At 67.6% G+C, this 23,874-nt stretch carries 18 protein-coding genes and 1 other RNA gene; 15 read left to right on the top strand and 4 right to left on the bottom strand.

The window, feature by feature from the left end:
• Positions 1 to 26: 26 nt before the first annotated feature.
• The 12 genes from ACFQGD_RS28220 to ACFQGD_RS28165 all read left to right on the top strand — a co-directional run bounded on the left by ACFQGD_RS28220 (position 27) and on the right by ACFQGD_RS28165 (position 12,829).
• A complete protein-coding gene (locus ACFQGD_RS28220; protein ID WP_345406533.1) occupies positions 27 to 1,250 on the top strand; it encodes a bifunctional RNase H/acid phosphatase in 1,224 nt (407 codons plus the stop codon).
• A gap of 92 nt (positions 1,251 to 1,342) precedes the next feature.
• Positions 1,343 to 1,729: RNase P RNA component class A (gene rnpB, locus ACFQGD_RS28215), an RNA gene on the top strand.
• A 398-nt stretch (positions 1,730 to 2,127) separates the two neighbouring features.
• Positions 2,128 to 2,400, top strand: a complete 273-nt coding sequence (locus ACFQGD_RS28210) for a hypothetical protein (protein WP_345406536.1) — start codon at positions 2,128 to 2,130, stop codon at positions 2,398 to 2,400.
• 15 nt (positions 2,401 to 2,415) lie between these two features.
• Positions 2,416 to 2,895, top strand: coding sequence for a hypothetical protein (locus tag ACFQGD_RS28205; RefSeq protein WP_345406539.1), 480 nt, complete (start codon positions 2,416 to 2,418; stop codon positions 2,893 to 2,895).
• Positions 2,896 to 2,898: 3 nt separating this feature from the next.
• Complete coding sequence (locus ACFQGD_RS28200; RefSeq protein WP_390221117.1) at positions 2,899 to 5,829, top strand: ATP-binding protein; 2,931 nt, start codon at positions 2,899 to 2,901, stop codon at positions 5,827 to 5,829.
• Entirely contained in the window at positions 5,826 to 7,895 is a 2,070-nt protein-coding gene (locus ACFQGD_RS28195; RefSeq protein WP_345406542.1) for a magnesium transporter, read from the top strand. Before ACFQGD_RS28200 ends, ACFQGD_RS28195 begins: the two co-directional genes overlap by 4 nt.
• 7 nt (positions 7,896 to 7,902) lie before the next feature.
• Complete coding sequence (locus tag ACFQGD_RS28190; protein WP_345406545.1) at positions 7,903 to 8,502, top strand: hypothetical protein; 600 nt, start codon at positions 7,903 to 7,905, stop codon at positions 8,500 to 8,502.
• Between the two features lie 3 nt (positions 8,503 to 8,505).
• Positions 8,506 to 9,504, top strand: a complete 999-nt coding sequence (locus ACFQGD_RS28185; protein ID WP_345406548.1) for a C40 family peptidase — start codon at positions 8,506 to 8,508, stop codon at positions 9,502 to 9,504.
• Positions 9,505 to 9,519: 15 nt separating this feature from the next.
• A complete protein-coding gene (locus tag ACFQGD_RS28180) occupies positions 9,520 to 10,338 on the top strand; it encodes a hypothetical protein (protein WP_345406551.1) in 819 nt (272 codons plus the stop codon).
• Positions 10,339 to 10,396: 58 nt separating this feature from the next.
• Positions 10,397 to 10,618 carry a hypothetical protein gene (locus ACFQGD_RS28175; protein ID WP_345406554.1) on the top strand — a complete coding sequence of 74 codons (222 nt, stop codon included), beginning with the start codon at positions 10,397 to 10,399 and terminating at the stop codon, positions 10,616 to 10,618.
• Positions 10,611 to 12,038: an RNB domain-containing ribonuclease gene (locus tag ACFQGD_RS28170; RefSeq protein WP_345406557.1), complete on the top strand. Its 1,428-nt coding sequence runs from the start codon at positions 10,611 to 10,613 to the stop codon at positions 12,036 to 12,038. The genes ACFQGD_RS28175 and ACFQGD_RS28170 overlap by 8 nt, the downstream gene beginning before the upstream one ends.
• Positions 12,039 to 12,043: 5 nt before the next feature.
• Positions 12,044 to 12,829 carry a helical backbone metal receptor gene (locus tag ACFQGD_RS28165; protein WP_345406560.1) on the top strand — a complete coding sequence of 262 codons (786 nt, stop codon included), beginning with the start codon at positions 12,044 to 12,046 and terminating at the stop codon, positions 12,827 to 12,829.
• A gap of 94 nt (positions 12,830 to 12,923) precedes the next feature.
• Here ACFQGD_RS28165 and panB read toward each other — a convergent pair whose 3' ends face one another.
• From panB to secA2, 3 genes are all read right to left on the bottom strand, one after another.
• Positions 12,924 to 13,793, bottom strand: a complete 870-nt coding sequence (gene panB / locus ACFQGD_RS28160) for a 3-methyl-2-oxobutanoate hydroxymethyltransferase (RefSeq protein ID WP_345406563.1) — start codon at positions 13,791 to 13,793, stop codon at positions 12,924 to 12,926.
• 216 nt (positions 13,794 to 14,009) lie between these two features.
• A complete protein-coding gene (locus ACFQGD_RS28155; protein WP_345406566.1) occupies positions 14,010 to 15,728 on the bottom strand; it encodes an NAD+ synthase in 1,719 nt (572 codons plus the stop codon).
• Between the two features lie 159 nt (positions 15,729 to 15,887).
• Complete coding sequence (secA2, locus tag ACFQGD_RS28150; protein ID WP_390221116.1) at positions 15,888 to 18,209, bottom strand: accessory Sec system translocase SecA2; 2,322 nt, start codon at positions 18,207 to 18,209, stop codon at positions 15,888 to 15,890.
• Between the two features lie 236 nt (positions 18,210 to 18,445).
• Here secA2 and ACFQGD_RS28145 point away from each other — a divergent pair, with 236 nt between their 5' ends.
• Positions 18,446 to 20,017 carry an alpha/beta hydrolase gene (locus ACFQGD_RS28145; protein ID WP_345406572.1) on the top strand — a complete coding sequence of 524 codons (1,572 nt, stop codon included), beginning with the start codon at positions 18,446 to 18,448 and terminating at the stop codon, positions 20,015 to 20,017.
• Between the two features lie 3 nt (positions 20,018 to 20,020).
• Here the strand turns inward: ACFQGD_RS28145 and ACFQGD_RS28140 are convergent, their stop codons facing one another.
• Positions 20,021 to 20,980: a GlxA family transcriptional regulator gene (locus ACFQGD_RS28140; RefSeq protein ID WP_345406576.1), complete on the bottom strand. Its 960-nt coding sequence runs from the start codon at positions 20,978 to 20,980 to the stop codon at positions 20,021 to 20,023.
• On the opposite strand from ACFQGD_RS28140, the gene ACFQGD_RS28135 reads away from it, so the two are divergent.
• Positions 20,979 to 22,373 carry an MFS transporter gene (locus ACFQGD_RS28135; protein WP_390221115.1) on the top strand — a complete coding sequence of 465 codons (1,395 nt, stop codon included), beginning with the start codon at positions 20,979 to 20,981 and terminating at the stop codon, positions 22,371 to 22,373. The two genes, ACFQGD_RS28140 and ACFQGD_RS28135, sit on opposite strands and share 2 nt — an antisense overlap.
• Positions 22,374 to 22,419: 46 nt before the next feature.
• A complete protein-coding gene (gene glnA, locus ACFQGD_RS28130) occupies positions 22,420 to 23,763 on the top strand; it encodes a type I glutamate--ammonia ligase (protein WP_345406582.1) in 1,344 nt (447 codons plus the stop codon).
• The last annotated feature ends 111 nt before the right edge of the window (positions 23,764 to 23,874 follow it).

The following is a 23,874-nucleotide window of genomic DNA, read 5'->3' as shown; positions in this document are numbered from 1 at the left end:
TCATTCACCGGGACGGAAGGAGCGGCGTGGGGCCGCGGGTGATCATCGAAGCGGACGGCGGTTCGCGGGGCAATCCGGGGCCCGCCGGGTATGGCGCGCTCGTGCGGGACGCTGGCACGGGCGAGCTGCTGGCCGAGCGCAAGCGCGGCCTCGGAATCGCGACCAACAACGTCGCTGAGTACACCGGTCTGATCGAGGGCCTTCGCGCCGCTGTCGAGCTGGGCGCGAGCACCGCCGAGGTGCGGATGGACTCGAAACTCGTCGTCGAGCAGATGAGCGGGCGGTGGAAGATCAAGAACGCCGCGCTACAGCCATTGGCGCGACAGGCGCGTGACCTGGCGATGCAACTCGACCGGGTGAGCTATACCTGGATTCCCCGCGCGCGGAACACCCACGCCGACCGGCTCGCCAATGAGGCGATGGACGCCGATGGGGAGGAGTCCGAGGACCCCGAACCGGCGCGTCAGGATGACGCGACGGCTTCCGCGGACACCTTGGACGGCTCGCGGCCGGAAACCGCCGCGACCCGCGCTGGCGCCCCTACCGGTGCCCCGGGTGGCGAACAGCGGGCCGACCGGGGCGTTCCCGCGTCATGGACCGGCGCTCAGGGGGCCCCAACCCGTCTGCTCCTGGTGCGGCACGGCCAGACATCCATGTCGATCGACCGGCGGTACTCCGGTCGGGGTGACGTCGAACTCACCGACCACGGCAGGTGGCAAGCGGCGGCCGTCGCCAAACGGGTGGCGGCGTTCGCGGGCGCGCGCCAGGACGCGTCGAGTCCGTTGCCGGTGGTGTCCTCGCCGCTGCGCCGCGCCGTCGACACCGCACGGGAGGTCGCGACGCTACTCGGGAGTGAGGTGCGTACCCACACCGGGCTGACCGAGACCGACTTCGGCGAGTGGGAGGGTCTGACCTTCGTCGAAGCGTCTCGCCGCCACCCGGATGTGCACCGCGCCTGGCTTGGCGACACATCAGTCGTACCGCCCGGTGGGGAGAGCTTCGACGCGGTGCACCAGCGGGTTCGGCGAGCGCGGGACAACATCCTTAGCGAATACGGCGGCCAGGATGTCGTCGTGGTTTCGCACGTAACGCCGATCAAGACGTTGCTGCGCATGGGACTCGCGGCCGGTCCCGAACTGCTGTTCCGGCTGCACCTGGACCTGGCGTCGCTGTCTATCGTCGAGTTCTATCCCGACGGCAACGCATCGGTTCGCCTGGTCAACGACACCGCGCACCTCGACGTGCCATGAGGGGCATCTCGCTGGCATGAGGCGCCAGCGAGATGCCCCTCATGGCACCCGCCACGGCCGTTACGCCGCCCGGTACCCTGTATAGACGCGGACGAGTTGGCGGGGCGGCCGCGAGCGGTGCCTGGCATCGTTCGAGGAAAGTCCGGACTCCACAGGGCAGGGTGGTTGCTAACGGCAACCCGGGGCGACCCGCGGGAAAGTGCCACAGAAAACAGACCGCCGCGGCGACGCGGTAAGGGTGAAACGGTGGTGTAAGAGACCACCAGCACCTCGGGTGACCGGGGTGGCTCGGTAAACCCCACCCGGAGCAAGGCCAAGAGGGCGCCAAACGCGCCTGCGCGAGCGAGAGGGCGGCCCGTCCTGCTCGCGGGTAGGCCGCATGAGCCCGTCGGCAACGGCGGGCCTAGATGGATGGTCGCCGCCCGGCAGGCCGCAAGGCGTGTCGGGCACAGAATCCGGCTTACACGCCAACTCGTCCGTGTCCGTCGGTCGCCATGCCTGGCAACGGTAACTTTGGGTGAATTCTTCGTGACGTATCGTCGTCAGGCTGGCCGACGCCGTCACGCTGCTCGTGTTCGCCACGCGCGAGTAGCGCGTGGCTTCTTACCGCAAGTAAACAGTGTGAGTGGTCCACTCGTAGGGAATGATGCTGCTCCGTTTCGGTGGTTTCCCAGGGCGGTGCTGGGCGACGGCGCCCTTACCCGCATGATGGGTTCTGGCCCCTGTCGGCTTGCGACATGGTCGGCACGGGCCGTGACCATACTTAACAGAACGGGTTGAGAACGCTACCTTTAGTGACGGTGCAGATGACCTGGACCAACGACGGAGTACGTGCGATGCTCCGATCGGCCACGCTCCTCGCACTCGGGAGTACACGATGAGCACGATGATGACCCTCGCCTCCCTGGCGCAGCAGGAAGGGGAGATCACAACAGGAGGGTTGCAGACCTGGCTGCAGAACAACGTCATTCCGCTGTTGTTGCTGACAGTCGCGGTGCTGCTGTTGTGGCTCGGCGGCGGCAGAGGTGACAACGCGGGTGTGATGCGCCGCCTCGGTGGCGTCGTCATCGCGCTCGCCGTCATCGGGCTCGCGGTCAGTGGTGCCGGGGTCGATGTCGGCACCTGGATTTCCAGCTTGTTCACGGGCTGAGGTTCGGGGACCGTCTTGCGCATCCGCACTGACGACGACGTCTACCGCGTCGACGCCGTGTGGCTCGGCCCGCCCAAGGCTACGTTCCCTTGGCGTGCCCGCTACGTGGCGTGGGGCGTCGGTTTCGTCGTTTTTCTCCTCGTGCTCACGATCGAGCGGCAGCTCGGCATCTCGTTCGGCTTTTTCAGTACGGCGTGGGCGTTCGTCATCACCATCGCCGTGACCCGGTTGATCACCGCACGGATCAACCATGAACGTCCGCTCGGCTCAGTGCTCGCCATGTGGTTCCGCGAGCTGACCGCGCCGAGGGAACAGATGACCGGTGACGGCGGGGCGGTGAGCGCGGCCAAGATACGGGTGCGTACGGAACGGCCACGACCGAAACAGACACATCACGCGAGAACGCGCACTGCCGGACAGCGGCGACCCGCTGGCGACGGGCCGCCGCAGGCAACAGCACCAGCACGTCAGCGCGTCATGCAGGCCAGGAGGTAGTCGTTGTTCGGTCGCGGCGCAAGCCACAGCAAGCCGGAGCGGGTGAGCTCCGGTGCGCGAGCGGAGCGCTCCGGGGGTGTGACGAGGAGGGGACGACGCCTGCCCGGTGAACAGTCGGTGCCCTCCTACACTCCGTCGATCGCCGCCCGCAGCATCGACGGCCACCTCCTGCGCACCGGACAGGAAATCTACGCCTGGTACCGGCTCTCGCCGCAGCGCTGGTCGTTCCGCTCCGACTCGCAGCGCAGGGACCTGATCGCCGCGATCGCGGGCCAGTACGCCGAACTGCAGGGCCGCTGGTTGCACCTGCGGGTCACGAGCCGCCCGTACCCGATCCGGATGTGGGCCGAGGCGCACGTCCACAACGCGCACAATCGGCTGCCAGACGCACAGGGCGCGTTGTCCTTCGACGACTACCTGATCGGCGAACAGCAGCAGCTCATGGGGCGCTCGATGGCGGAGAAGGAGGTCTACCTCGGCGTCCAGGTGCAGACCCGCAACGCGATGGACCGCGCCGTCGAGCGCGCCGCCCCGTTGTTACGCAAGGTGCTGCCAGAGGCCGTCGATGCCGAGCTGATCGCGCTCGACTCCGAGGTCGAGCACTTGGATCAGATCATGTCCGCCGCCGGTCTCGATGGCAGGCCCGCCGAGGCGTCCGAGATGTCATGGCTGATGCACCGTTCGTGCGCGCTCGGCCTGCCAGCGCCGCGCACCATGCCCGCCGTGCCCGGCGCCACCTGGGAACCGGAGGACCTGGCCAGCTTCACCGACGCCGCCGACTTTCACGCCGAGCCATATGCCCCGACCGTGACCGTGCGGGGCCGAACCGGTTCGAACGCGGGCATCACCAGCCACGTCGCGGTGCTGACGATGGGGCAGATGCACGGCCTGCAGATCCCCGAGGTGGACGACCCGTGGATGCAGCACGCCGACCGGCTGCCAGGCGCCGTCGAATGGTCCGCCCGGATCTACGTCCGCCGCCCTGAAGAGGTGGCTGGCGAGCTGAGTAGGCAGATGAACAAGGTCCGCTCGCAGGTCAAGCACTATACCGACGAGCACGATCTTGAGCCGCCGCAGTCATTGGCGCGGCAGGCGTCGCGGGTGTTGGAGATCGACGACGAGATGACCACCGGCTTCACCGCGCTGGCCACTCGCGTCTACTCCTGGTGGCGCATGGCGGTGTCCGGCCCGACCGAGCGGGAGGCCTTGCGGTCGGCGCAGCAACTACTCGAGCTGTACAAACCCAAGATCGCGATTGAACACCCCGAGGCCCAGTACGCGCTGGCCAGGGAGTTCATCCCCGGCGAGCCGGTCGCGTCCGGCGCATACAAACGTCGTGGCTCCGTTGTGTGGGCGGCGTCCGCCGTGCCGACCGCGACCGCCGACGTGGGTGACCGCAGAGGCATCCTGCTCGGCGAGACGTGTACCGCCACTCGGCGTCCTGTCGCGTGGGACCCGTGGATGGCGCAGGAGATCCGCGACGGGTCCGGCCTCACCGCGATGGTCGCCGGGCTCGGCGGCGGGAAGTCGTTCCTCGGTGGCGGCATCGTCTACAAGACACTTCGATCGGGCGCGAGCTGGACCATCCTTGACCCGTCCGGTCCCTTGTCGCGGCTGTGTGACCTACCGGAACTGCGGCCTTATGCCCGGCCGATCAATCTGCTCAACGCCCAGCCCGGCATCCTCAACCCGTACCGCGTTGTCGCCGAGCCGCAACTGGAGCACTTCCTCGACGAGGACGACCCGGAACGCGCGTGGCGCAGGGAGTCCGCGCTGGCTGGGGCGACCCGCCGACGGCTGGTGCTCGACGTGCTGTCCGGCATCCTGCCGTACGAGGTGTCCCGGCTGCCGCAGACGAGGATCGTGCTGCTGCGTGCGGTCCGTGCCGTCGGTGGCCGGTACGACGCCGATCCCGGCCAGGTCATCGACGCGCTGCGTCGTGACGCCAGCGAGCACCACGAGCACGCCGTCGTCGTCGCCGACTTCCTCGACGAGATGCGCGAACGGATGTCACTGCTGATTCCGGAGGCCGACGCCGATCCGTACCGCGACACCCGCGACGACCGGCTCACCGTGCTGACCATGGCCGGGCTGACGCTGCCGAAGGACGGCGTCAGCCGGGAGCACTGGACCGATGCCGAAGCGCTCGGCGTTGAGATGCTGAACCTCGCCGCGTGGCTGACGCAGCGTTCGGTGTACGAGCGGCCCAAGGAGGAACGCAAGGGCGTCTGGATCGACGAGGCGTTCTTCCTCTCCGAGGTGCCGACCGGTCGAGTGCTGATGAACCGGTTCGCCCGTGACTCCCGTAAGTGGAACGTCCGGGTGTTGCTTTCTTCGCAGATCCCCGCCGACTTCCTGCGCATCCAGGGTTTCGTCTCGCTGCTCGACTCGGTCTTCGTCGGCCGCCTCGACGACGAGGACGCGCAGGCGGACGCGCTGCGGCTGCTGAAAGTGCCGGTCGGGGTCGGTTATGAACAGGTGGTCGCCGCACTCGGCAGGCGGCCTGGTGCCGAGCGAGACGCCGAACGCGACCGCGACCCGAGGCAGTTCATCTTCGCCGACGGCGCGGGCGGCGTGGAACGTATTCGCGTCGACTTTTCCGGCGATCACCTCGCCCATCTGCGCGACGTGCTGGACACGACGCCTGGCGCGGCTGGCGCCAGTGGAGCGGAGAAGCAGGGCGCGGACGAGCGGGAACCGGACGAGACCGGTCTCGATCAGCGGGCCAGAACACCGCAGCGTGCGCCAAGTCCGCCACCGGCCGCCGACACGTCAGCGGAGCACACGCCGCTTGACGAGCCGATGTTGCCGGACGATGACATCGATTTCGAGCTCGCCGCGGATCAGGAACTTGGGCTCAGTGAGGAGGCTCAACCAGAGCCGGAGCGTGCGGGATCCGGCCGTAAGCGCGGCACGGGGCGGGACGCGGCATGAACGCGCTGCTTATCGTCGCGATGATCATCGCAGCGATTGGTCTCGGCAAGGCCGTGCGCCACCGACTGCGACGCCCCGGCACGACCAGATCTCGTGTTGTACTGGCCGTCGCCGCCATCCTCGGGGCCCAACTGCTTATTGGTGCTCCCTTGGCGTCGGCGGCCGACTGCGGTGAGGCGCCGAATCCGGAACGGCCCGGCACCGGCATGGTCGGCGCACTCGACGCGGCGGATGACCGAGGAGAGCCCGGTACGCCTTACAGCGACTACGGCTACGCGGGCATGGTGTGGCACACCTACACCCCTGAGTCCGAGTGCAACGGGTTGTCCGGCGTCACGGATGCCAACACCACACTGGACACCTGGGCAGGCAACCAGCTGTTCAACATCGGCAAGGCCATCACCGGCGCGACGAACGCGCTGCACTACACGGTCCTGGAAGGCGGGCTGTTCGCCCCACTCCACTCCGCCATCGAGACCGGCACCGAGAAGGTCTACAACAACATCTACGCCCAGCTATTCGGGCTGGTGGCATTGCTGCTCGCGATCCTGATGTTCCGCCACATCTGGCGCGGCGATCTGCCTGCGGTCAGCAAACGCGCGCTGTTCGCGCTCGCCGCGGTGTGGCTGGCGGCGTCGTCGTTCGCGCTGCTGCGCTACTTCGACACCATCGATCGCGCCATCGTTGACACCACGACCAACATCCAGGCTGGCTTCGTCGACGTCGCGGAGAGTAGGAACGTCGAAGACATCCTGCCGACGAACCTCCACGACGAGATCATCTACAAGAACTGGCTCCGCGGTGAGTTCGGCTCCGCCGACGCCACCGAGGCCGAGGAGCACGGCAGGGATCTGCTAGACGCGCAGGCGTTCACGTGGGAAGAGATGGCCAATGGCGATGATGGCGACGAGAAGGTGATTCAGGAGAAGAAGGCCGAGTACAAACGCATCGCGGCCGAACTCGGCCCATCGTCCGGCTACTTCACTGGCGAGGACGGCAGCCGCACCGGCGCCGGGTTCATCGCCACGTTGCAATCGCTCGTGTACTCCCTGTTCCAACTGCTTGCCAAGACCGCGGTATTGCTCGCGCAGGTGCTCGTCCGGCTGCTCGCGCTCACCGCACCGCTGATTGGCCTGGTCGCATTGCTGCATCACGACGTGTTGCGCAGGGTCGCCAAGGTGGCGGGCACCGTCGGGTTCAACCTCATCGTGCTGTCCGTGCTGGCTGGCGTGCACGCGCTGCTGCTCAACGCCATCTTCGCCGCGTCCGGTGCGTTGTCCATGCTGACCCAGATGGCGATGGCCGCGTTGGTGACGATCCTGATGTTCGTGGTCGGCAGGCCAGTACGCAGGCTGTGGCAGATGGTCGACATGTCGACCCGAACGGTGGGTGCCGCCCTGCCGTCCGCGCCGGGGCTGTTCTCCCGTTTCCGCCGCAAGCCGCGGGAGGACACCCAGCAGGATCAGTTCTGGCGCAACGTCGCGAACAGCGACAGCGGCGCCGACGCCGAACCTGGCCAGTTGGGCACCGCCACCATGTCCGACCGCAGGGTCCGTCCTGAAGCTCGGACGATCGCGGCGTCGGCGCAGCGGCTCGATCGGCAGTCGCCACAGGTTATCGGCGCGGCCGGCGGGCAACGGCGGGCGCTGCCAGCGTCCGGAACGCCGAACCCGGCCCACCTCGGCTTCAACCCGGCGGGCGGCATCGGCGGGACGTCGGCACCGGACCGGGCCTACCAGCGGCGGGACGAGCGCCGGTCCGCCACCACAACGCACCGGAGCTACGCCATGCCTCCCACATCGCGCGGTGGCGGTGCGGGATACGGCGACGGCGCGGAGTCCCCCTATGTCGTGCCGTCTCGCATGTCAGGGCCCACGCCGGACCAGAGCTCCGCGCGCTCGACCGTCGACCCCTCGCCGTACTGGCGTTCCGAGTCCCAGGGGCCACGGCGCGCGGAAACGGAAGTGATCAACGGCAAGCCGGTGTTCGTGCTGTATCGGCCGTCGCGCGGCCTTGAAGTGCGTCAGGACACCGCCATCCGCGACACCGACTCCATGGTGAGGTGACGCGGGTATGCCGATTCGAACCCATCGTGGCCGCGCGGCCGTTTACCGGCGTATCTGGGGGGCACCGCTGCGCTCCCCGAAGCACCTGATCGTCGCTGTGATGATCCTCGTGGCGATCGTGACTGGCATCGGTTTCCTGGTACCGAAGATCCTGCCCGGCGCCGACCAAGGCAGCATCTCCACCGCCGCGTCCCGTGCCACCCAGACGGACGCCGAGGGCTCCGCCGCAGCCACCGATCCAACCGAACTCACCGAGACCCGGCTGACCGAGCCGCCGATGACCCGTACCTCGGCGCCTCCTGACCCCGCCGCCGTGGCCATCGCCCGTAAATGGGCTCGGGCCTGGGCTACCCACCCAGACGGTATCTCGAACAAGAAGTGGCTGCGTGGCCTCGCCCCCTTCACCACGGAGGAGTACCTACCCGTGATGAAGACTGTCGAACCGGACAACATCCCGGCTACTAAAGTTACCGGGGCGCCGAAGGTCGTTGAGTCATATACCGCGTCGGTTGTCGCCGAGGTGCCCACCAACGGCCCAACGCTGCGCATCACCGTGGTGAAGACCGACGCTGGCTGGCGCGTCTCCAATTACGGCAAGGCGGCCTGAGCCATGCGGCTTGGCATCGTGGTGAGCTTCGCGCTGGCCAGCGTCTTTGGGCTGGTGGTGGCAGCGACGACGGTGGTCAACGTGATTAACGCCGGCGAGCGCGCGCAGCTGATGGACGTTGAGCGTGTCAGCTGCGAGGCGATGATCGGGCCAAGCCAGCCGGGAGCTCCTCGGGTCGGCGCCACCGACACCGCCAACTTGACCAAGGAACAGCTCGACACCGTTCGGTTGATCATCTCCATCGGCAAGAAACGCAAGATGCCGCCGCGCGCGTGGCAGGTCGCGATCCAGGCGGGCATGACAGAGTCGGGCCTGCGCAACCTCTACTACGGCGACAGGGACTCGCTCGGCATCTTCCAGATGCGACCGTCGATGGGCTGGGGCACGGTTTCGCAGGTGACCGACCCGCCGTACCAGGTCAACAAGTTCTATGACGTCCTCGACGCGATCCCGAACTGGCGGAGTATGCGGCCAGGTGACGCGGCACAGGCCGTCGAGCGCTCTGCCTTTCCCGACCGTTACCACCGGTGGGAGGCGATGGCCGTCCACCTGGTGGAGAACATCGGCGACATCAGTGACGCGGCAGGCTGCGGTGAGGGCGTCGGGCTAGCGCTGCCGCCGAGTAAGGCCGCCGCCAAGGCCATTGAGTTCGCCATGGGTGAGCGCGGCAAGCCGTACGTATGGGGCGCGGAGGGGCCGGACGCCTACGACTGTTCCGGCTTGATGCTGCGGGCGTTCGAGTCCGCTGGGATCATATTGCCGCGGGTGTCTCGCGACCAGTACCACGCGGGAGCGATGCTGCCCGTGGAGAAGGCGAAACCGGGAGACCTGCTGTTCTGGGCCTACGACGAGTCGGACCCGAGCACGATCCACCACGTGGCGATGTACATCGGCAACGGGAAGATCGTCGAGGCGCAGCAGTCCGGTGTACCGGTGCACACCAGGGACGTCACTTTCGGCGAGCCAGAGATGTTGCCGGTCGCCGTCCGGCCAGGGGTGTGAGGAAGGAGCGGTGTCGTGAAACGCCTTGGCAAACGGGGCAAGCAAACGCCCGAGGAACCGCAGTCTGACCCGCGCAGCTCGTTCGCGGCGGCCCCGTTACCCCGGCACGCCGGCCCGCCAGCGTCGAGTACACCGTTGGCCGATCAGCTCGCCAGGGGCGGCCCTGGTGTCACCGACGCCTACGTCGTGTTGCCCCGCTCTATCGCCGAGGACATGCCGCTGCCGTGGCAGCGGCAGATGGCGAGCGTGCTCGGGCAGTTCCACCACATGCACCGGGAGCTGTCGTGGCCGAAATATCGGGTGCTGCCTTCCCGCGAGGAAAAGCTCACCGACCTGGATGAGGAACAGCTCGCGGAAGCGGGCTACACCGTCGAGATGGACGACAATGGCGACCTGGTCTATCGGGAACGCAGCGGCCGTAGGGTCGAGGACCCCGAGGCGACCACGGTGTTGGTGACCTGTCTCGACCCGGTGTTGTCCGAGTCGAGCCTCCGGCGGCAGCAGACGTCCGACGAACCAGATCCCGACAGGCAGGAGCAGCCGCAGGAACCAGCAGCGCAACGCGCGGCTCCGATGAACATCGGCCCGCAACCGGTGTGGCAACCGGTGCCCGGTGCGGAGCATCCCGGCGGTCAGGCTGTGCCACCGCAGCAGCGCCCGCAGGCGCAGCCCACGCCAGCGGCCGACCCGGAAACTCCGGCACGTGGCACGCCGGTGGTCGACCCTGTGGATGGCGCCGCGATGGACTGGCCCGAGCCAACCGGAGGCGCGTCTACCGGTGACTTCGGCCCGACCGGCGATCCGATCGAGCGCCCCTACCGGTACGGCGGCTAACCGGCGGTGCGCCCGCTGAAAGATGACCTCGCGGCCGTTCCTGCGTCAGACTGGGGGCATGGCACTGTGGCGTAAGAAGGACCCGAACCCGGACAAGGGCTGGTACTACAACACCAAGACCGGTGAGGTCGAGCATCTCGAGGTGTCCCGGGCGATAGACCGCCTCGGGCCGTATCCCGACGAGGCCACCGCACGGCGCGCCCTCGAAATCGCCCGGCAACGCACCGAGGAGGCTGACAGGGCCGACCGGGAATGGGGCAATCGGGATTCGGATGGTTAGCGACCCGCTGCTACCACCGGCGCGGACGCCGGGGCAACGATGGGACTTCGCTGCCGTCCGCGCCGAGTTCGACTTGCCGATCGGTTTCGCGCCCGACGCCCTCGCCGAAGCGGAGGACGCCGTGGCCCGCGAGTTGGACGGTGATCGTGTCGACGCGACCGACATCCCCGTCGTCACCATCGACCCGCCCGGCGCGCGCGATCTCGACCAGGCGATGTGTGTCGAGCGGCTGTCGCGCGGGTATCGGGTGCGCTACGCCATCGCCGATCTCGGCGCGTTCGTCACACCGTCCGGTGCGCTCGACCGGGAAGCCACCGCGCGCGGTCAGACGCTGTATCTCCCGGACGGCACCGTGCCGCTTCATCCACCTGTGCTCTCCGAACAAGCCGCGAGCTTGCTGCCCGGCGAAATCCGTCCCGCGGTGCTGTGGACCATCGACACCGACGACGACGGCCATCCGGTCGACGTCGACGTTCGCAGAGCGGTTGTCCGCTCCGCTTGCCGGTTTGACTACCAGGGCGTCGTCGATGACCTGGCGCGTGGCGAGATGCACCCCTCGCTGGCCGCGTTACCCGAGTTCGGGACGCTTCGACGCCGCCTCGCTGCCCAGCGTGGCGCCATCGAACTGCAACTGCCGGAACAGGAGGTAACCTCCGACGGCAACGGTGGTTGGCGGCTCGCGCTGCGACTGCGCACCGACATCGATGCCTTCAACGCCGAGATCTCGCTGCTTACCGGTATGTGTGCGGCGGAGCTCATGCTCGAAGCCGGTGTCGGCATCCTCCGGACTGTTGTCGAGGCGGGTGAGGACGCGCTCGGGTGGCTGCGGCAATCCGCGTGTGCGCTCGGCATCGATTGGCCGGGTGGTACCGGCATCGCCGACGTGCTCAGCGGCCTCGACCCGGATCAGCCCGAATCGCTGGCGTTCTATGCCGACAGCACCCGGTTGCTGCGCGGTGCCGGCTACACCACGTTCGACGGCGAATTGCCCGGCGCGTCGTCGCACGCAGGGATCGGCGGCCCGTACACGCACGTCACCGCGCCAATCCGGCGACTCGTCGACCGCTACGCCACCGAAGTGTGCCTCGCCGTCTGCGCTGGCAGGGAGGTCCCGGAGTGGATCCGCGCCAGACTGGCCGAACTGCCATCGGTAATGGGCACGTCCGACGCACTCGCCGCCAAGGTGGAGCGCGCCTGCCTCGACCAGGTGGAGTCGTGGGTGCTGGCGGATCGAGTCGGTGAGACGTTCGACGCGGTGGTGCTGCGTGGCGGTGGTGAGCAGGCCGAGGTGCTGATCTCCGATCCGCCAGTCTTGGCGCGCTGTGACGGCACCGACCTCGCCGAAGGGCAGCGCGTCACCGTCCGGCTCACGGCGGTCGACACGACGGCGCGGACGGTGACGTTGGAGCCGGTACCGTGAACCGGATGCACTTGATCGACGATCTCGGTGAAGAGGTACCGCTTCGGGGGACACCGGAGCGGGTGGTTTCGCTGGTGCCCTGTTTGACTGAAGCCGTCGAGGTCAGCCTCGACGGCGCTATCGTCGGGGCCACCGACTACTGCACCCATCCGGTGGAGCTCGACGTCACCCGGGTCGGTGGATCGAAGTACCCAAAGGTCGACGAGGTTCTCGCGTTGCGGCCCGACCTGGTGCTGGCCAACTCCGAGGAGAACCGCAAGGAAGACGTCGAGCGGATGCGCGCCGATGGCATCCCGGTGTGGGTGATGGCCGCGCCCGCGACCGTGCCCGACGCGCTTGGCTCGCTACGTAGGCTGCTTACCCAGGCGTTCGACCTAGACGAGCCACGATGGCTGGTCGAGGCCGAACACGCCTGGTCTGACACGTTGCCGGAGCGGACACGCGCGGTGGTGCCCGTGTGGCGGAAGCCTTGGGTGGTGATCGGCCGGGACACCTTCGGCGGGGACGTGCTGCACCGGCTCGGCGTGGCCAACATCTACGCTGACCACGCCGAGCGGTACCCGAGGCCGAAGCGGGACGAGATCGCCGCGCGCTTTGGCCGGAGTGAGGCCGACCTGCTGGTGCTGCCAGACGAGCCGTGGGAGTTCACCGAGAACGACGGGCCGGACGCCTTCCCTGGGGTGCCGTACGTGCTGGTCTCCGGCCGCTACCTGACCTGGTACGGCCCATCCCTGGTCGATGCACGCCGCGAACTGACCGCGGCGCTCAGCGAGCCGCGAGTCGCACCTTGATCGCCGCGAGGCCCAGGTTGTGGTGCCGCGAGTTCCACCTTGTCGGCCCTGAGTTGCACGCTCTGGTGCCGCGAGTTCCGCGTTCCGGCCTGTCTCAGTGGAACGCGTGCTCCGGAGCCGGGAACTCCCCTCCCCGTACCTCGGCCGCGAAGGTCGATGCTGCCTCGGACAACACCCCGGCCATGTCCGCGTAGCGCTTGACGAACCGTGGTGCCTTGCCGCGCCGCAGTCCGGCCATGTCCTGCCAGACCAGTACCTGCGCGTCGCAGTCCGGTCCAGCGCCGATGCCCACGGTTGGGATCGTCAGCTCGTGCGTGATCTGCTTCGCGACCTCGGCGGGAACCATCTCCATCACCACGGAGAACGCCCCGGCCTCCTGAAGTGCCAGCGCGTCCGCGAGAAGTTCGTGCCCTGCCTCGCCACGGCCCTGCACTCGGTAGCCACCGAGGTTGTGCTCACTCTGAGGTGTGAAGCCGATGTGTCCCATCACCGGAATCCCGGCCGATGTCAGCGCCTCGACGTGCGGCGCGAACTTCCGTCCGCCCTCCAGCTTGACGGCGTGTGCGAGGCCTTCCTTCATGAACCGTACGGACGTCTCCAGCGCCTGCTCTGGCGAGAGCTGATACGACCCGAACGGTAGATCGGCGACCACAAGCGACCGGCTGACCGACCGGGTGACCGCGCGGACAAGCGGCAACAGATCCTCGACCGTCACCGGGATGGACGTCTCGTAGCCGTAGACGCTGTTCGCCGCGGAGTCACCAACAAGCAGCACCGGGATGCCCGCCTCGTCGAAGATCTGCGCGGTGTACATGTCGTACGCGGTGAGCATGGGCCACGCCTCGCCGCGTTCCTTCATTTCACGGAGGTGGTGGACCCGGACCTTCTTGGGCGGCTTCACCTGCGGTGCGCTGCCGGAGCCGTACGGAGCGGTTTCTTCCGCGCCGGGAGTGTCTGCTGACATGGTCGACCGTCCTTCCTCGGGGCCCGATCCGGGTCCCCGGGCAGTGGGTATTGCCCGTGCTCGGACCGTGCACCTCGCGTGCGCTCGTCGCCGCTGTGCGGTCGACGGCGCGAGTGGACGGCCAAAGTCGCGGGTTGTCCATGTCAAGCGTGGCACCAGACCCCGTGCGGTGCAGCAATCGTGCGACGAGGGTCACACTGGGAGCCTGTGGCGGGGTTAATGCGTCTCGCGCCAGCGGTTCGTCAGTGGCAGCCTGCGGTCCCGGCCGAACGCCTTGAATGTGATCTTCGTCCCCGGTGGGTACTGCCGCCGCTTGTACTCCGCGACGTCGACCATCCGCACGACCCGGTCGATCAACGCCGGGTCGAAGCCCTGCGCCAGCAGGTCCGCGAAGCCGCGGTCGCCTTCGACGTAGTCGTCCAGGATGTCGTCCAACAGGGCGTAGTCCGGCAGCGAGTCGGTGTCGAGTTGGTCCGGCCGCAGCTCCGCCGACGGCGGTTTCGTGATCGAGTTCTCCGGTATAGGTGGGGTTTCGCCGCGCTGCTGGGCGGCGTCGTTGCGCCACCGCGCCAGCTCCCACACGTGCGTCTTGAAGACGTCCTTGATCGGGGCGAACGCGCCGACCGCGTCGCCGTACATGGTCGAGTAGCCGACAGCGATCTCGGTCTTGTTCCCGGTGGCCAGTACCAGGTGGCCTTCCTTATTGGACAGCGCCATGAGCAGCACGCCACGCACCCTGGCCTGCACGTTCTCCTCGGCTAGCCCGGACAACTCCAGTTGGCCGACGTAGGACTGCACCATGTCCGCGACCGGCTCCACCCGGAAGTGGCACCCCAGTCGACGCGCCAGCTCGGCGGCATCCGACTGCGAGTGCTCCGAGGAGTACTTCGACGGCATGGACACCCCGTACACCGCGTCCGGGCCGAGCGCGTCGACGGCGATCGCGGCCGACACCGCGGAGTCGATGCCACCGGAGAACCCGAAGATCACCGATCGGAAGCCGTTTTTTCGTACGTAGTCGCGCAGGCCCATGACCAGCGCCGACCACACCTCGGCCGGGTCGGACAGCGGTTCGGCCAGCGGCGGCGACGGTCGCGGCTGGTACGCGGGCAGCGGCTCGTCCGAGATCACCGTGCGGCGGACGTCGAGCCCCGCGAAGACACCCGCGGCATGCGACGTGCCGGTTGGCAGGTCCAGGTCAACGACGAGCAGGTGCTCGGTGAACTGCGGCGCGCGGGCCAGCACGGTCCCGTCGGCGTCGACCACGAACGAGTCACCGTCGAAGACGAGGTCATCTTGTCCGCCGACTTGGTTGCAGTACGCCAGCGGCGCCCCGGCCTCGCGGGCGCGGCGCGCGGCCAGGGGCAGGCGTTGCTCGTCCTTAGATCGTTCGTACGGTGATGCGTTCGGCGCGACCACGAGATCGACGCCCGCCTCGCCCAACGCGCTGATCGGTCCGCCGTCCTGCCAGATGTCCTCGCAGATCACCATGCCGATGTCGATGCCGTGCAAGCGCACGACGTCAAGCGTCTGGCCCGGCTTGAAGTACCGGTACTCGTCGAACACACCGTAGTTCGGCAGGTGGTGCTTGTACTGCCGCGCGACGACCTCGCCCCGGTACAGCGCGGCGGCGGCATCGCGCGGGCCGACGTCGTCGGCGTCGAGGTAGCTGACGTAGGTGAGGACGTCGCCGCAGCCCGCCTCGTGCAGCCGCGCCGCCAGCGAGTCCAGCGCTGCCGCCGATGCCCGCACGAAGGTGTCGCGCAGTACGAGGTCCTCGACGGGATAGCCGGTAAGCGCCATCTCGCTGGTGACGACGACGTGCGCGCCCGCGTCGGCGGCCTTCCTGGTCGCCTCGATGATCAGTTCGGCGTTTCCGGTCAGGTCACCGACGATCGGGTTGAGCTGAGCCAGCGCCATGCGCAGTTGAACCATGCGCCCATTCTGCACGGTGCCGTACTTGACGGTCGGGCTATTCACCTCAGCGCTTGCGGTCGATCACGATCCTCACCCGTAGTGAGCTGGCGCGACCCACCCTTCGGGCGGGCCTCGCCAGCTCACTTGTGAATAGCCCTCCCGGGCCGCGCGCAGTCCCTACCGCCGCTTCTTCCGCAACGTCCCTCGGATCTTCTTTAACGCCTGCTCCGCGTCGGAGTCGAACGGGTTGTCGTGCACCAGGTACGTCCAGGTTGACGTCGGCCGTTTCACACCGGCCCCGGCCAGGTCGACGCCGTCGTCGGTGATTTCGGTGTCGGCGAAGGTCTTCACCGTGCGCTTCTTCGCCTCGTCGATGATCTTGTGGAACTCGGGGATCGCGGCGCGGTGGAACTCGTCGATCGGGGTCTCCTTGCCCAGCGCACGCAGATGGATGCTCTCTCGCACGTCCGCGAGGAACGCTAGGTGGTCCGCCCACATCTGGTCGAGGTGGAACAACTGGATCTCCCGGCAGATCTGCGCCAGTGTCTCCTCGGGCAGCCGCTCGGCGAGCTGGTCGTAGCGCTCCCGCGCTTCAGCCTGCAGCAGTTCGGAGGCGGAATCGGTGAGTAGTACCTCGTCGCGGAATGCCAGCAGATCGTTGCGTTGCCGCTCGATCAGTCGGGTGTAGCGCCAGGTGTTGCGGTGGATCTCCTGGTTGGCGCCCTCCACGACCCGCTGTGCGTGGTTGAGGTGACGCGACGCGGCGGGGTCGGTGATCTCGCCGTCGTCGTCCGCGACGAGACCTTCCGGGACGTCGGGCGAACCGGCCTGCACGAGATCGTCTTCCAGACTCGCGAAGAACACCGAACCACCAGGGTCGCCCTGCCGTCCGGCGCGACCGCGCAGCTGATCGTCGAGCCTGCTGCTTGGATAGCGCGCCGTGCCGATGACGTACAGCCCGCCAAGCGAGATGGCTTTCTCCCGCTCGGCGGCGTCCGACGCGCTGCCGCCGAGCTTGATATCGGTGCCGCGTCCCGCCATCTGCGTGGACACCGTGATCGTGCCCGGTTTTCCCGCCTCAGCGATGATCTCGGCCTCTTCGGCGTCGTTGCGTGCGTTGAGGACCGTGCAGGTCAGTCCCGCCTTGGTCAGCTTCTCCGCGAGCTCCTCCGACTCGGCGACGTCCTGGGTGCCGACCAGGATCGGCCTGCCCTCCTCGTGTACCCGAGTGATCTTGGCGACGATCGCGCGCAGTTTCTGCGATGGCGACGCGAAGATCCGGTCCGGCTCGTCGACGCGGATGTTTGGGGTGTTCGGCGGGATGACCGCTACCTCAAGCTTGTAGAACTCCCGCAGCGTCTCCGCGACGGCTACCGCGGTGCCGGTCATACCAGCCACGACGGGGTACCGCGCGATGAGCGCCTGCACCGTGATCGAGTCTAGTACCTCGCCGCGGTCGGACGGCGGCAGTTGCTCCTTCGCTTCGACGGCTGCCTGTAATCCGTCGGGCCAGCGCTGCAGTTCGGCGACTCGGCCTCGCGACGTGTTGATGAGCTGCACCTTGCCGTCGCGAACCAGGTAGTCGACGTCGCGGGTGAGCAGCGCGTGGGCGTGTAGCGCCACATTGACCGCGGCCAACCGCTCCGACCCGGACTCGTCGTAGAGATCGATGCCGCCGAGCGCCTTCTCCACCACGGAGGCGCCCGCCGGGGTCAGCCAGGCGTTCTTACCGTCGGCATCGGTCTCGTAGTGCAGGCCAAGTCGGAGTCGGGGGACGATCTTGGCGACTTCCTCGTCGACGACTCCCGTGTCCACCGAGCCCGCCATCACGAGCGGCACCCGTGCCTCGTCGACGAGCACTGAGTCGGCCTCGTCGACGATCGCCACCTCGGGTTGGGCGAGCACTCGCTCGTTGGCCTTCGTCACGAGCCGGTCACGCAACACGTCGAAGCCGATCTCGCTCACCGCGCCGTAGGTGACGTCGCAGGCGTAGGCGTCCTTGCGTTCGGCGTGCGTCGTCGCGGGCTCCACCCATCCGACCGATACCCCGAGCAGGTCGAACACCGGCCGCATCCATTCGGCGTCGCGCCGCGCGAGGTAGTCGTTGACCGAGATGACGTGCACCCGCTTGCCCTGCAACGCGTGCCCGCACGCGGCGAGCGCGCCGACCAGCGTCTTGCCCTCACCGGTCGCCATCTGCACGACGTGCTGCGAGAGCAGCCCCATGACGCCGAGCAGTTGGACGTCGAAGGCACGTTCCCCGAGCGTGCGCCTGCTCACCTCGCGGCCGAGCGCGCAGAACTCGACCAGTTGCTCGATGCTGAACTCACCGTCGGTGCGTAGCTCGCGTGCCGCGCGGCTGAGGTCGTCGTCGGACCGATCCCGCAGGTCGTCTTCGCGCTCTCCGATGGCCGGCAGCAGCTTCTCGTACTTGGTCAGCTCCACGCTGGCAGGTCGTTCGATGATTCTGCGCAGCCGTTTGCCGACACGCGTCCGCATGGGGACTCGTCCGAGCGTCATTCAACCGTCTCCTCGTCGTCTGCGCCTGATGCCTGCCATCATCCTCGAACCGACGTATGCTCAGCGTGACCGACGGGACCGGATCGTGCCCGGTGCCCCCACTTGGCCACAAGCGGGCACCGGCCAATCGCTAGCACTGCCCGGTCCAACGGCATGTAGTTCGTTCGGGTTCCGGCGTTTCATGGCACGATCGCAGCGTGTCACCTTCTTCTCGCATGTTTATCGCCCTGGTCGGCATCGCTCTGATGGTCACGACCGCGTGCACCGCTGCCAACGACGCCGGCCCGACGAGCGATGAGCGTGCTCCAACTGGGCCGGTTGGTCCTGTGCCTGACGGTCTCGACGACTTCTACGGGCAGCGGCTCGACTGGGGCGACTGCGCGCCCTATGCGACGACGGGCATCGCCGAACAGACCTTCGCCGCGCCCGAGGTGGAGTGCGCGCTGCTCGAGGTGCCGTTGTCGTACGAAGACCCGGACGACGAGACCATCGAGATCGGCGTACTGCGCACTCGCGCGCAGGGTGATCGCATCGGCTCGCTACTGGTCAATCCCGGCGGTCCTGGTGTGTCCGGCATGGAGGCCGCCGCCAGCCTGCGGTTCTCGCCGACCATCAACAAGCTGGGGAGGCGGTTCGACATCGTTGGCTTCGATCCGCGTGGCGTCGGCGCGAGCAAGCCCACCGTCGAGTGCCTCACCGACGAGGAGCGCGACGCCGACCGCGCGGACGACGGCGAGGTCGACGGCACACCGCGGGGGGTCAAGGAACAGGAGGCCGAGGAGCGGGCGTTCGCGCGTAAGTGCGAGAAGAGGACCAAATACGGCGAGGAGATGCTTGCGAATATCGGCACTCGGGATGTCGTCAAGGACATGGACGTCTTACGTTCGGTGCTTGGTGACCGCAAGCTCACCTACCTGGGCTATTCCTACGGCACCCGGATCGGGTACACCTACGCCGAGCAGTTTCCGGGGAACGTGCGCGCGATGGTGCTCGACGGTGCGCTCGATCCGGAGCAGAACATCGTCGACTCGTTGGTCGCGCAAGGTCAAGGCTTCGGCGATGCCTTCGCGGAGTTCGCCAAGTGGTGCGCCCAGCGGCAAGATTGTGCTCTTGGCAAGGATCCCGCCAAGGCTACCGAGCGCTACCAGGACCTCGTCCAACCACTGGTCGACGACCCGGTCACCGTCGCCGACGGCAGGAAGCTGTCGTTCGAGGATGCCACCACCGCCACCGTGCAGGCGCTGTATTCGGAGCAGTTGTGGGAGAAGCTCAATACTGGGCTCAACGAGCTGCAACGGCGTCGCGGCGAGACGCTCATCGGGCTGGCCGATCAGTACAACGAGCGCGGTCCCGACGGCGAGTATTCCGGTACGCAGGATGCTTTCGCCGCCATTCGCTGCGTCGATGATCCTAGGGTCACCGATCGCGACAAGATCCTCGCGGCGCAACGCCGCTATGCGGAGGTCGCGCCGTTCCTGGACAGCGGGAACCCGATCAGCGACGCGCGTGACGCTTGCGCGTTCTGGCCGGTTCCGAACACCTCGAAGCCACATCTGCCTGACGTCGATGGTGTGCCGCCGGTGCTGGTCATCTCCACGACGAACGATCCGGCGACGCCTTACAAGGCGGGTGTGCAGCTCGCGAAGGCGATGGGCGGCAGGCTGCTGACGTACGAAGGCACGCAGCACACAGTGTTCGCGCAGGGCAATCAGTGCGTCGACCAGCCAGTCATCGAGTACCTCATCGACCGCACGCTGCCGAAGAAAGGGTTGCGCTGCGGTGAGTGATGCTCACACGCTAGTCGCGAAAGTTCGCCGATACGCCAGCGGCGGTACGCCGAGAACGGCGCTGAAATGCTTGCGTAGCGAGGCAGCGCTACCCAGTCCGGACTCCGCGGCTACCTGATCCACCGGTAGGTCGGTCGTCTCAAGCAACCTGCGGGCGTGGTCCACCCGCTGCCTGGTCAGCCAGGCATGTGGTGGCAGTCCAGTCTCCGCGCGGAATCGCCTGCTGAACGTGCGTTCGCTCATCATGGCGTGCGCCGCGAGCATCCCCAGGGTGAGCGGTTCGCCGAGTCGTCCCAGCGCCCAGGCCCGTGTCGCCGCCGTGCTGCCGACGCCCTGCTGCGGCAGCGGGGCCTCGATGAACTGTGACTGGCCACCGTCCCGCCACGGTGGGACGACGCAGTAGCGGGCGGCGTGGTTGGCCACCTCACTGCCGTGGTCGGACCGCAACACGTGTAGGCACAGATCCACGCCCGCGGCGAGCCCTGCCGAGGTGAGCACATCCCCCTCGTCAACGAACAAGACGTCCTCGTGCAGATCGACCAGCGGATACAGTCGTCGGAAGTCATCGGCGTATGCCCAGTGGGTCGTAGCCTCGCGGCCGTCGAGTAGTCCCGCGGCGCCGAGCACGAACGCCCCGGTACAGATCGACATCACGCGTGCGCCCGGCCGGATCAGCGCGAGCGCCGCCGCGATGTCGTCGGTCAGCACACCGTGGTGTCTCGGTCCCGGCGTGCGGGTACCGGGGATGATCACCGTGTCGGCATCGGCCAGAATTTCCGGCCCGTGATCGAGCCGCGCCTCGTACCCCGCGCTCACTCGCACTGGACGGTCGTCGACGCCGCAAAGCTTGACGTCATACAGCGGGACGCCGTCCTGGTGTGCCTCAGCCAGGATTTGCGGCGGGATGTGCATGTCGTAGCCGACGACCTCTCCGATCGCTAGCACCGCGACGCTATGAACCATGGCAAGATTTTCGCACATAGTGGCACTCTTGCCACTGGTGTGCGCGGGACCGCCTGGCGAAGCTGGACGAGTGACTCTCGTTGATCTCTCGCGGCAGCCGCGCGCCCCACGACGTCGACGCCCGCACTGGGCCTGGTTCGTAGCCTTCGCCGGCTTCATCGCGCTGGTCGGGGCGGCCGGGTTCCGGGCGGCTCCCAGCGTTCTCATCGACCCGCTGCATGCCGAGTACGGCTGGTCGCGCGGCACGATCTCGGCCGCTGTCTCGATCAACCTCGTGCTCTACGGCCTGATCTCGCCGTTCGCCGCCGCGTTGATGGAGCGCTTCGGTATGCGTCGCGTCGTCGCCTGCGCACTGATGCTCGTCGGGGTCGGCAGTGGCCTCACGGTGTTCATGACGTCGAGCTGGCAGTTGCTGCTGTTGTGGGGCGTGCTGGTCGGAACGGGGACGGGCGCGATGGCGCTGACCTTGGTCGCCACGCTGACCAGCCGCTGGTTCGTCGCGCGCAGAGGCCTGATCAGCGGCCTGCTCACGGCGGGCAGCGCGGCTGGGCAACTGGTCTTCCTGCCTCTGGTGGCGATGCTGGCGACCCGCTTCGGCTGGCGCGAAGCCTCGCTCGCGGTGGCGCTGGCCGCGCTTGGTGTCGTCCCGCTCGTGCTCGCCTTCCTGCGCGACCACCCTCGCGACGTCGGCACGACGGCTTACGGCGCCAGGCCGGACGACGAGCCCGAAGCCGTGCCACAACCCGGCGGCAGCGCGGCGCGAGCGGTGCGGGTGCTTGCCGACGTGATCCGTAACCGCACGTTCCTGCTGCTCGCCGGCGGCTTCGCGATCTGCGGCGCGTCCACCAACGGGCTGATCGGCACCCACTTCGTCCCTGCCGCCCACGATCACGGCATGCCGTACACCACGGCGGCGAGCCTGCTGGCGCTGGTCGGCATCTTTGACGTCATTGGCACGGTCGCCTCTGGCTGGCTCACTGATCGGGTGGATCCGCGGGTGCTGCTCGGTGTCTACTACACGCTGCGTGGTGTGGCGTTGGTGCTGTTGCCGCAATTGTTCGGCCCGACGACGGAGCCACCCATGTGGGCGTTCGTGATCTTTTACGGTCTGGACTGGGTTGCGACGGTGCCGCCGACCGTCGCGCTGTGTCGGCAGTGGTTCGGCCGTGCGGCCGGTCCGATCGTGTTCGGCTGGGTGTTCGCATCGCACCAGGTAGGTGCGGCTATCGCCGCCTTCGCCGCTGGTGCGGCACGTGACCAGCTCGGCAGTTACGACATCGCTTGGTACGGCGCGGGCGGGCTGTGCGTCGCTGCCACGGCGATGTCGCTGCGCATCCGCCGCGCACCACGGGAGGAACCGTCGGATGTCGGGCGGGAGACGGCGTCACGGTAGGGCATGTCACATGCGGCCATGGCCGCCTTGCCGTTAGTCTCCCTGCATGGATCGCCAGCAGGAGTTCGTGCTGCGCACGCTTGAAGAACGCGATATTCGCTTTGTCCGCCTGTGGTTCACCGACGTCCTCGGGTTCCTGAAATCGGTGGCCGTCGCGCCCGCCGAGCTGGAGGGGGCGTTCACCGAGGGCATCGGGTTCGATGGGTCCGCCATCGAGGGTTTCGCCCGGGTCTACGAGTCGGACATGGTCGCCAAACCGGACCCCGCGACGTTCCAGGTGCTGCCGTGGGAGACGCCGGAAGGCGGGCACTACTCGGCCCGGATGTTTTGCGACATCGCCATGCCGGACGGCTCGCCGTCCTGGGCAGATCCGCGCCACGTGCTGCGCAGGCAGCTCTCCAAGGCGGGCGAGGCGGGTTTTACCTGCTACGTGCACCCGGAAATTGAGTTCTTCCTGCTCGCCGACGCTCCCGAGGACGGCGCGCCCCCCATCCCCGCCGACAACGGTGGCTACTTCGACCAGGCCAGCCACGCGACGGCGGCCCATTTCCGCAGACATGCCATCGAAACGCTGGAAGCGATGGGCATCTCGGTGGAGTTCAGTCACCACGAGGGCGCGCCAGGCCAGCAGGAGATCGACCTGCGCTACGCCGACGCGCTGACCATGGCCGACAACGTGATGACGTTCCGCTACGTCGTCAAGGAGGTCGCGCTGACCCAGGGTGTACGGGCCACCTTCATGCCCAAGCCGTTCTCCGACCAGCCCGGCTCCGGTATGCACACACACTTGAGCTTGTTCGAGGGCGACCAGAACGCCTTCTACGATCCCGAGGACCCTGACGAGCTGTCGAAGACCGGCAAGGCGTTCGTCGCCGGGCTGCTCGCGCACGCGCGCGAGATCTCGGCGGTCACTAACCAATGGGTGAATTCTTACAAGCGTCTGATCGTTGGTGGGGAGGCGCCGACGACGGTGTCGTGGGGCAGGGCCAACCGCTCCGCGCTGGTGCGGGTACCGATGTACTCGCCTGGCAAGGCGTCGTCTCGACGGGTCGAGCTGCGGTCCCTCGACTCAGCGTGCAACCCCTACCTGGCGTACTCGGTAATCCTGGCCGCCGGGCTGAAGGGCATCAGCGAGGGCTACGAGCTACCGCCCGCCGCTGAGGACAACATCTGGTCGCTGAGCGAGACGGAGCGCAGGGCGGCTGGTTACAAGCAGCTGCCGCAGAACCTTGGGGAGGCGCTGACGGAGATGGAGCGCTCCGAGCTCCTGCCGGACGCGCTTGGCGAGCACGTCTACGACTTCTTCCTGCGCAACAAGCGGGTCGAATGGGACAACTACCGCAGCGAGGTCACCCCGTACGAGCTCCGAACGCTGCTGCCCGTCGTCTGATGGTTAGCCGCCGGTACGCGAACAACGCGGACTTTCGCGGTTCACGTTGTTCGCGTGCCATGAATTCGCGTATTCCTCTAGTGTCGTCCGGGCTTGGTAGGTACGCTATTC

Source organism: Haloechinothrix salitolerans, assembly GCF_042662605.1.
Classification (GTDB): Bacteria; Actinomycetota; Actinomycetes; order Mycobacteriales; family Pseudonocardiaceae; genus Haloechinothrix_A; species Haloechinothrix_A salitolerans.
Note: the sequence above shows the minus strand (reverse complement) of the source record. Positions and strands in the feature narration are given on the sequence as shown.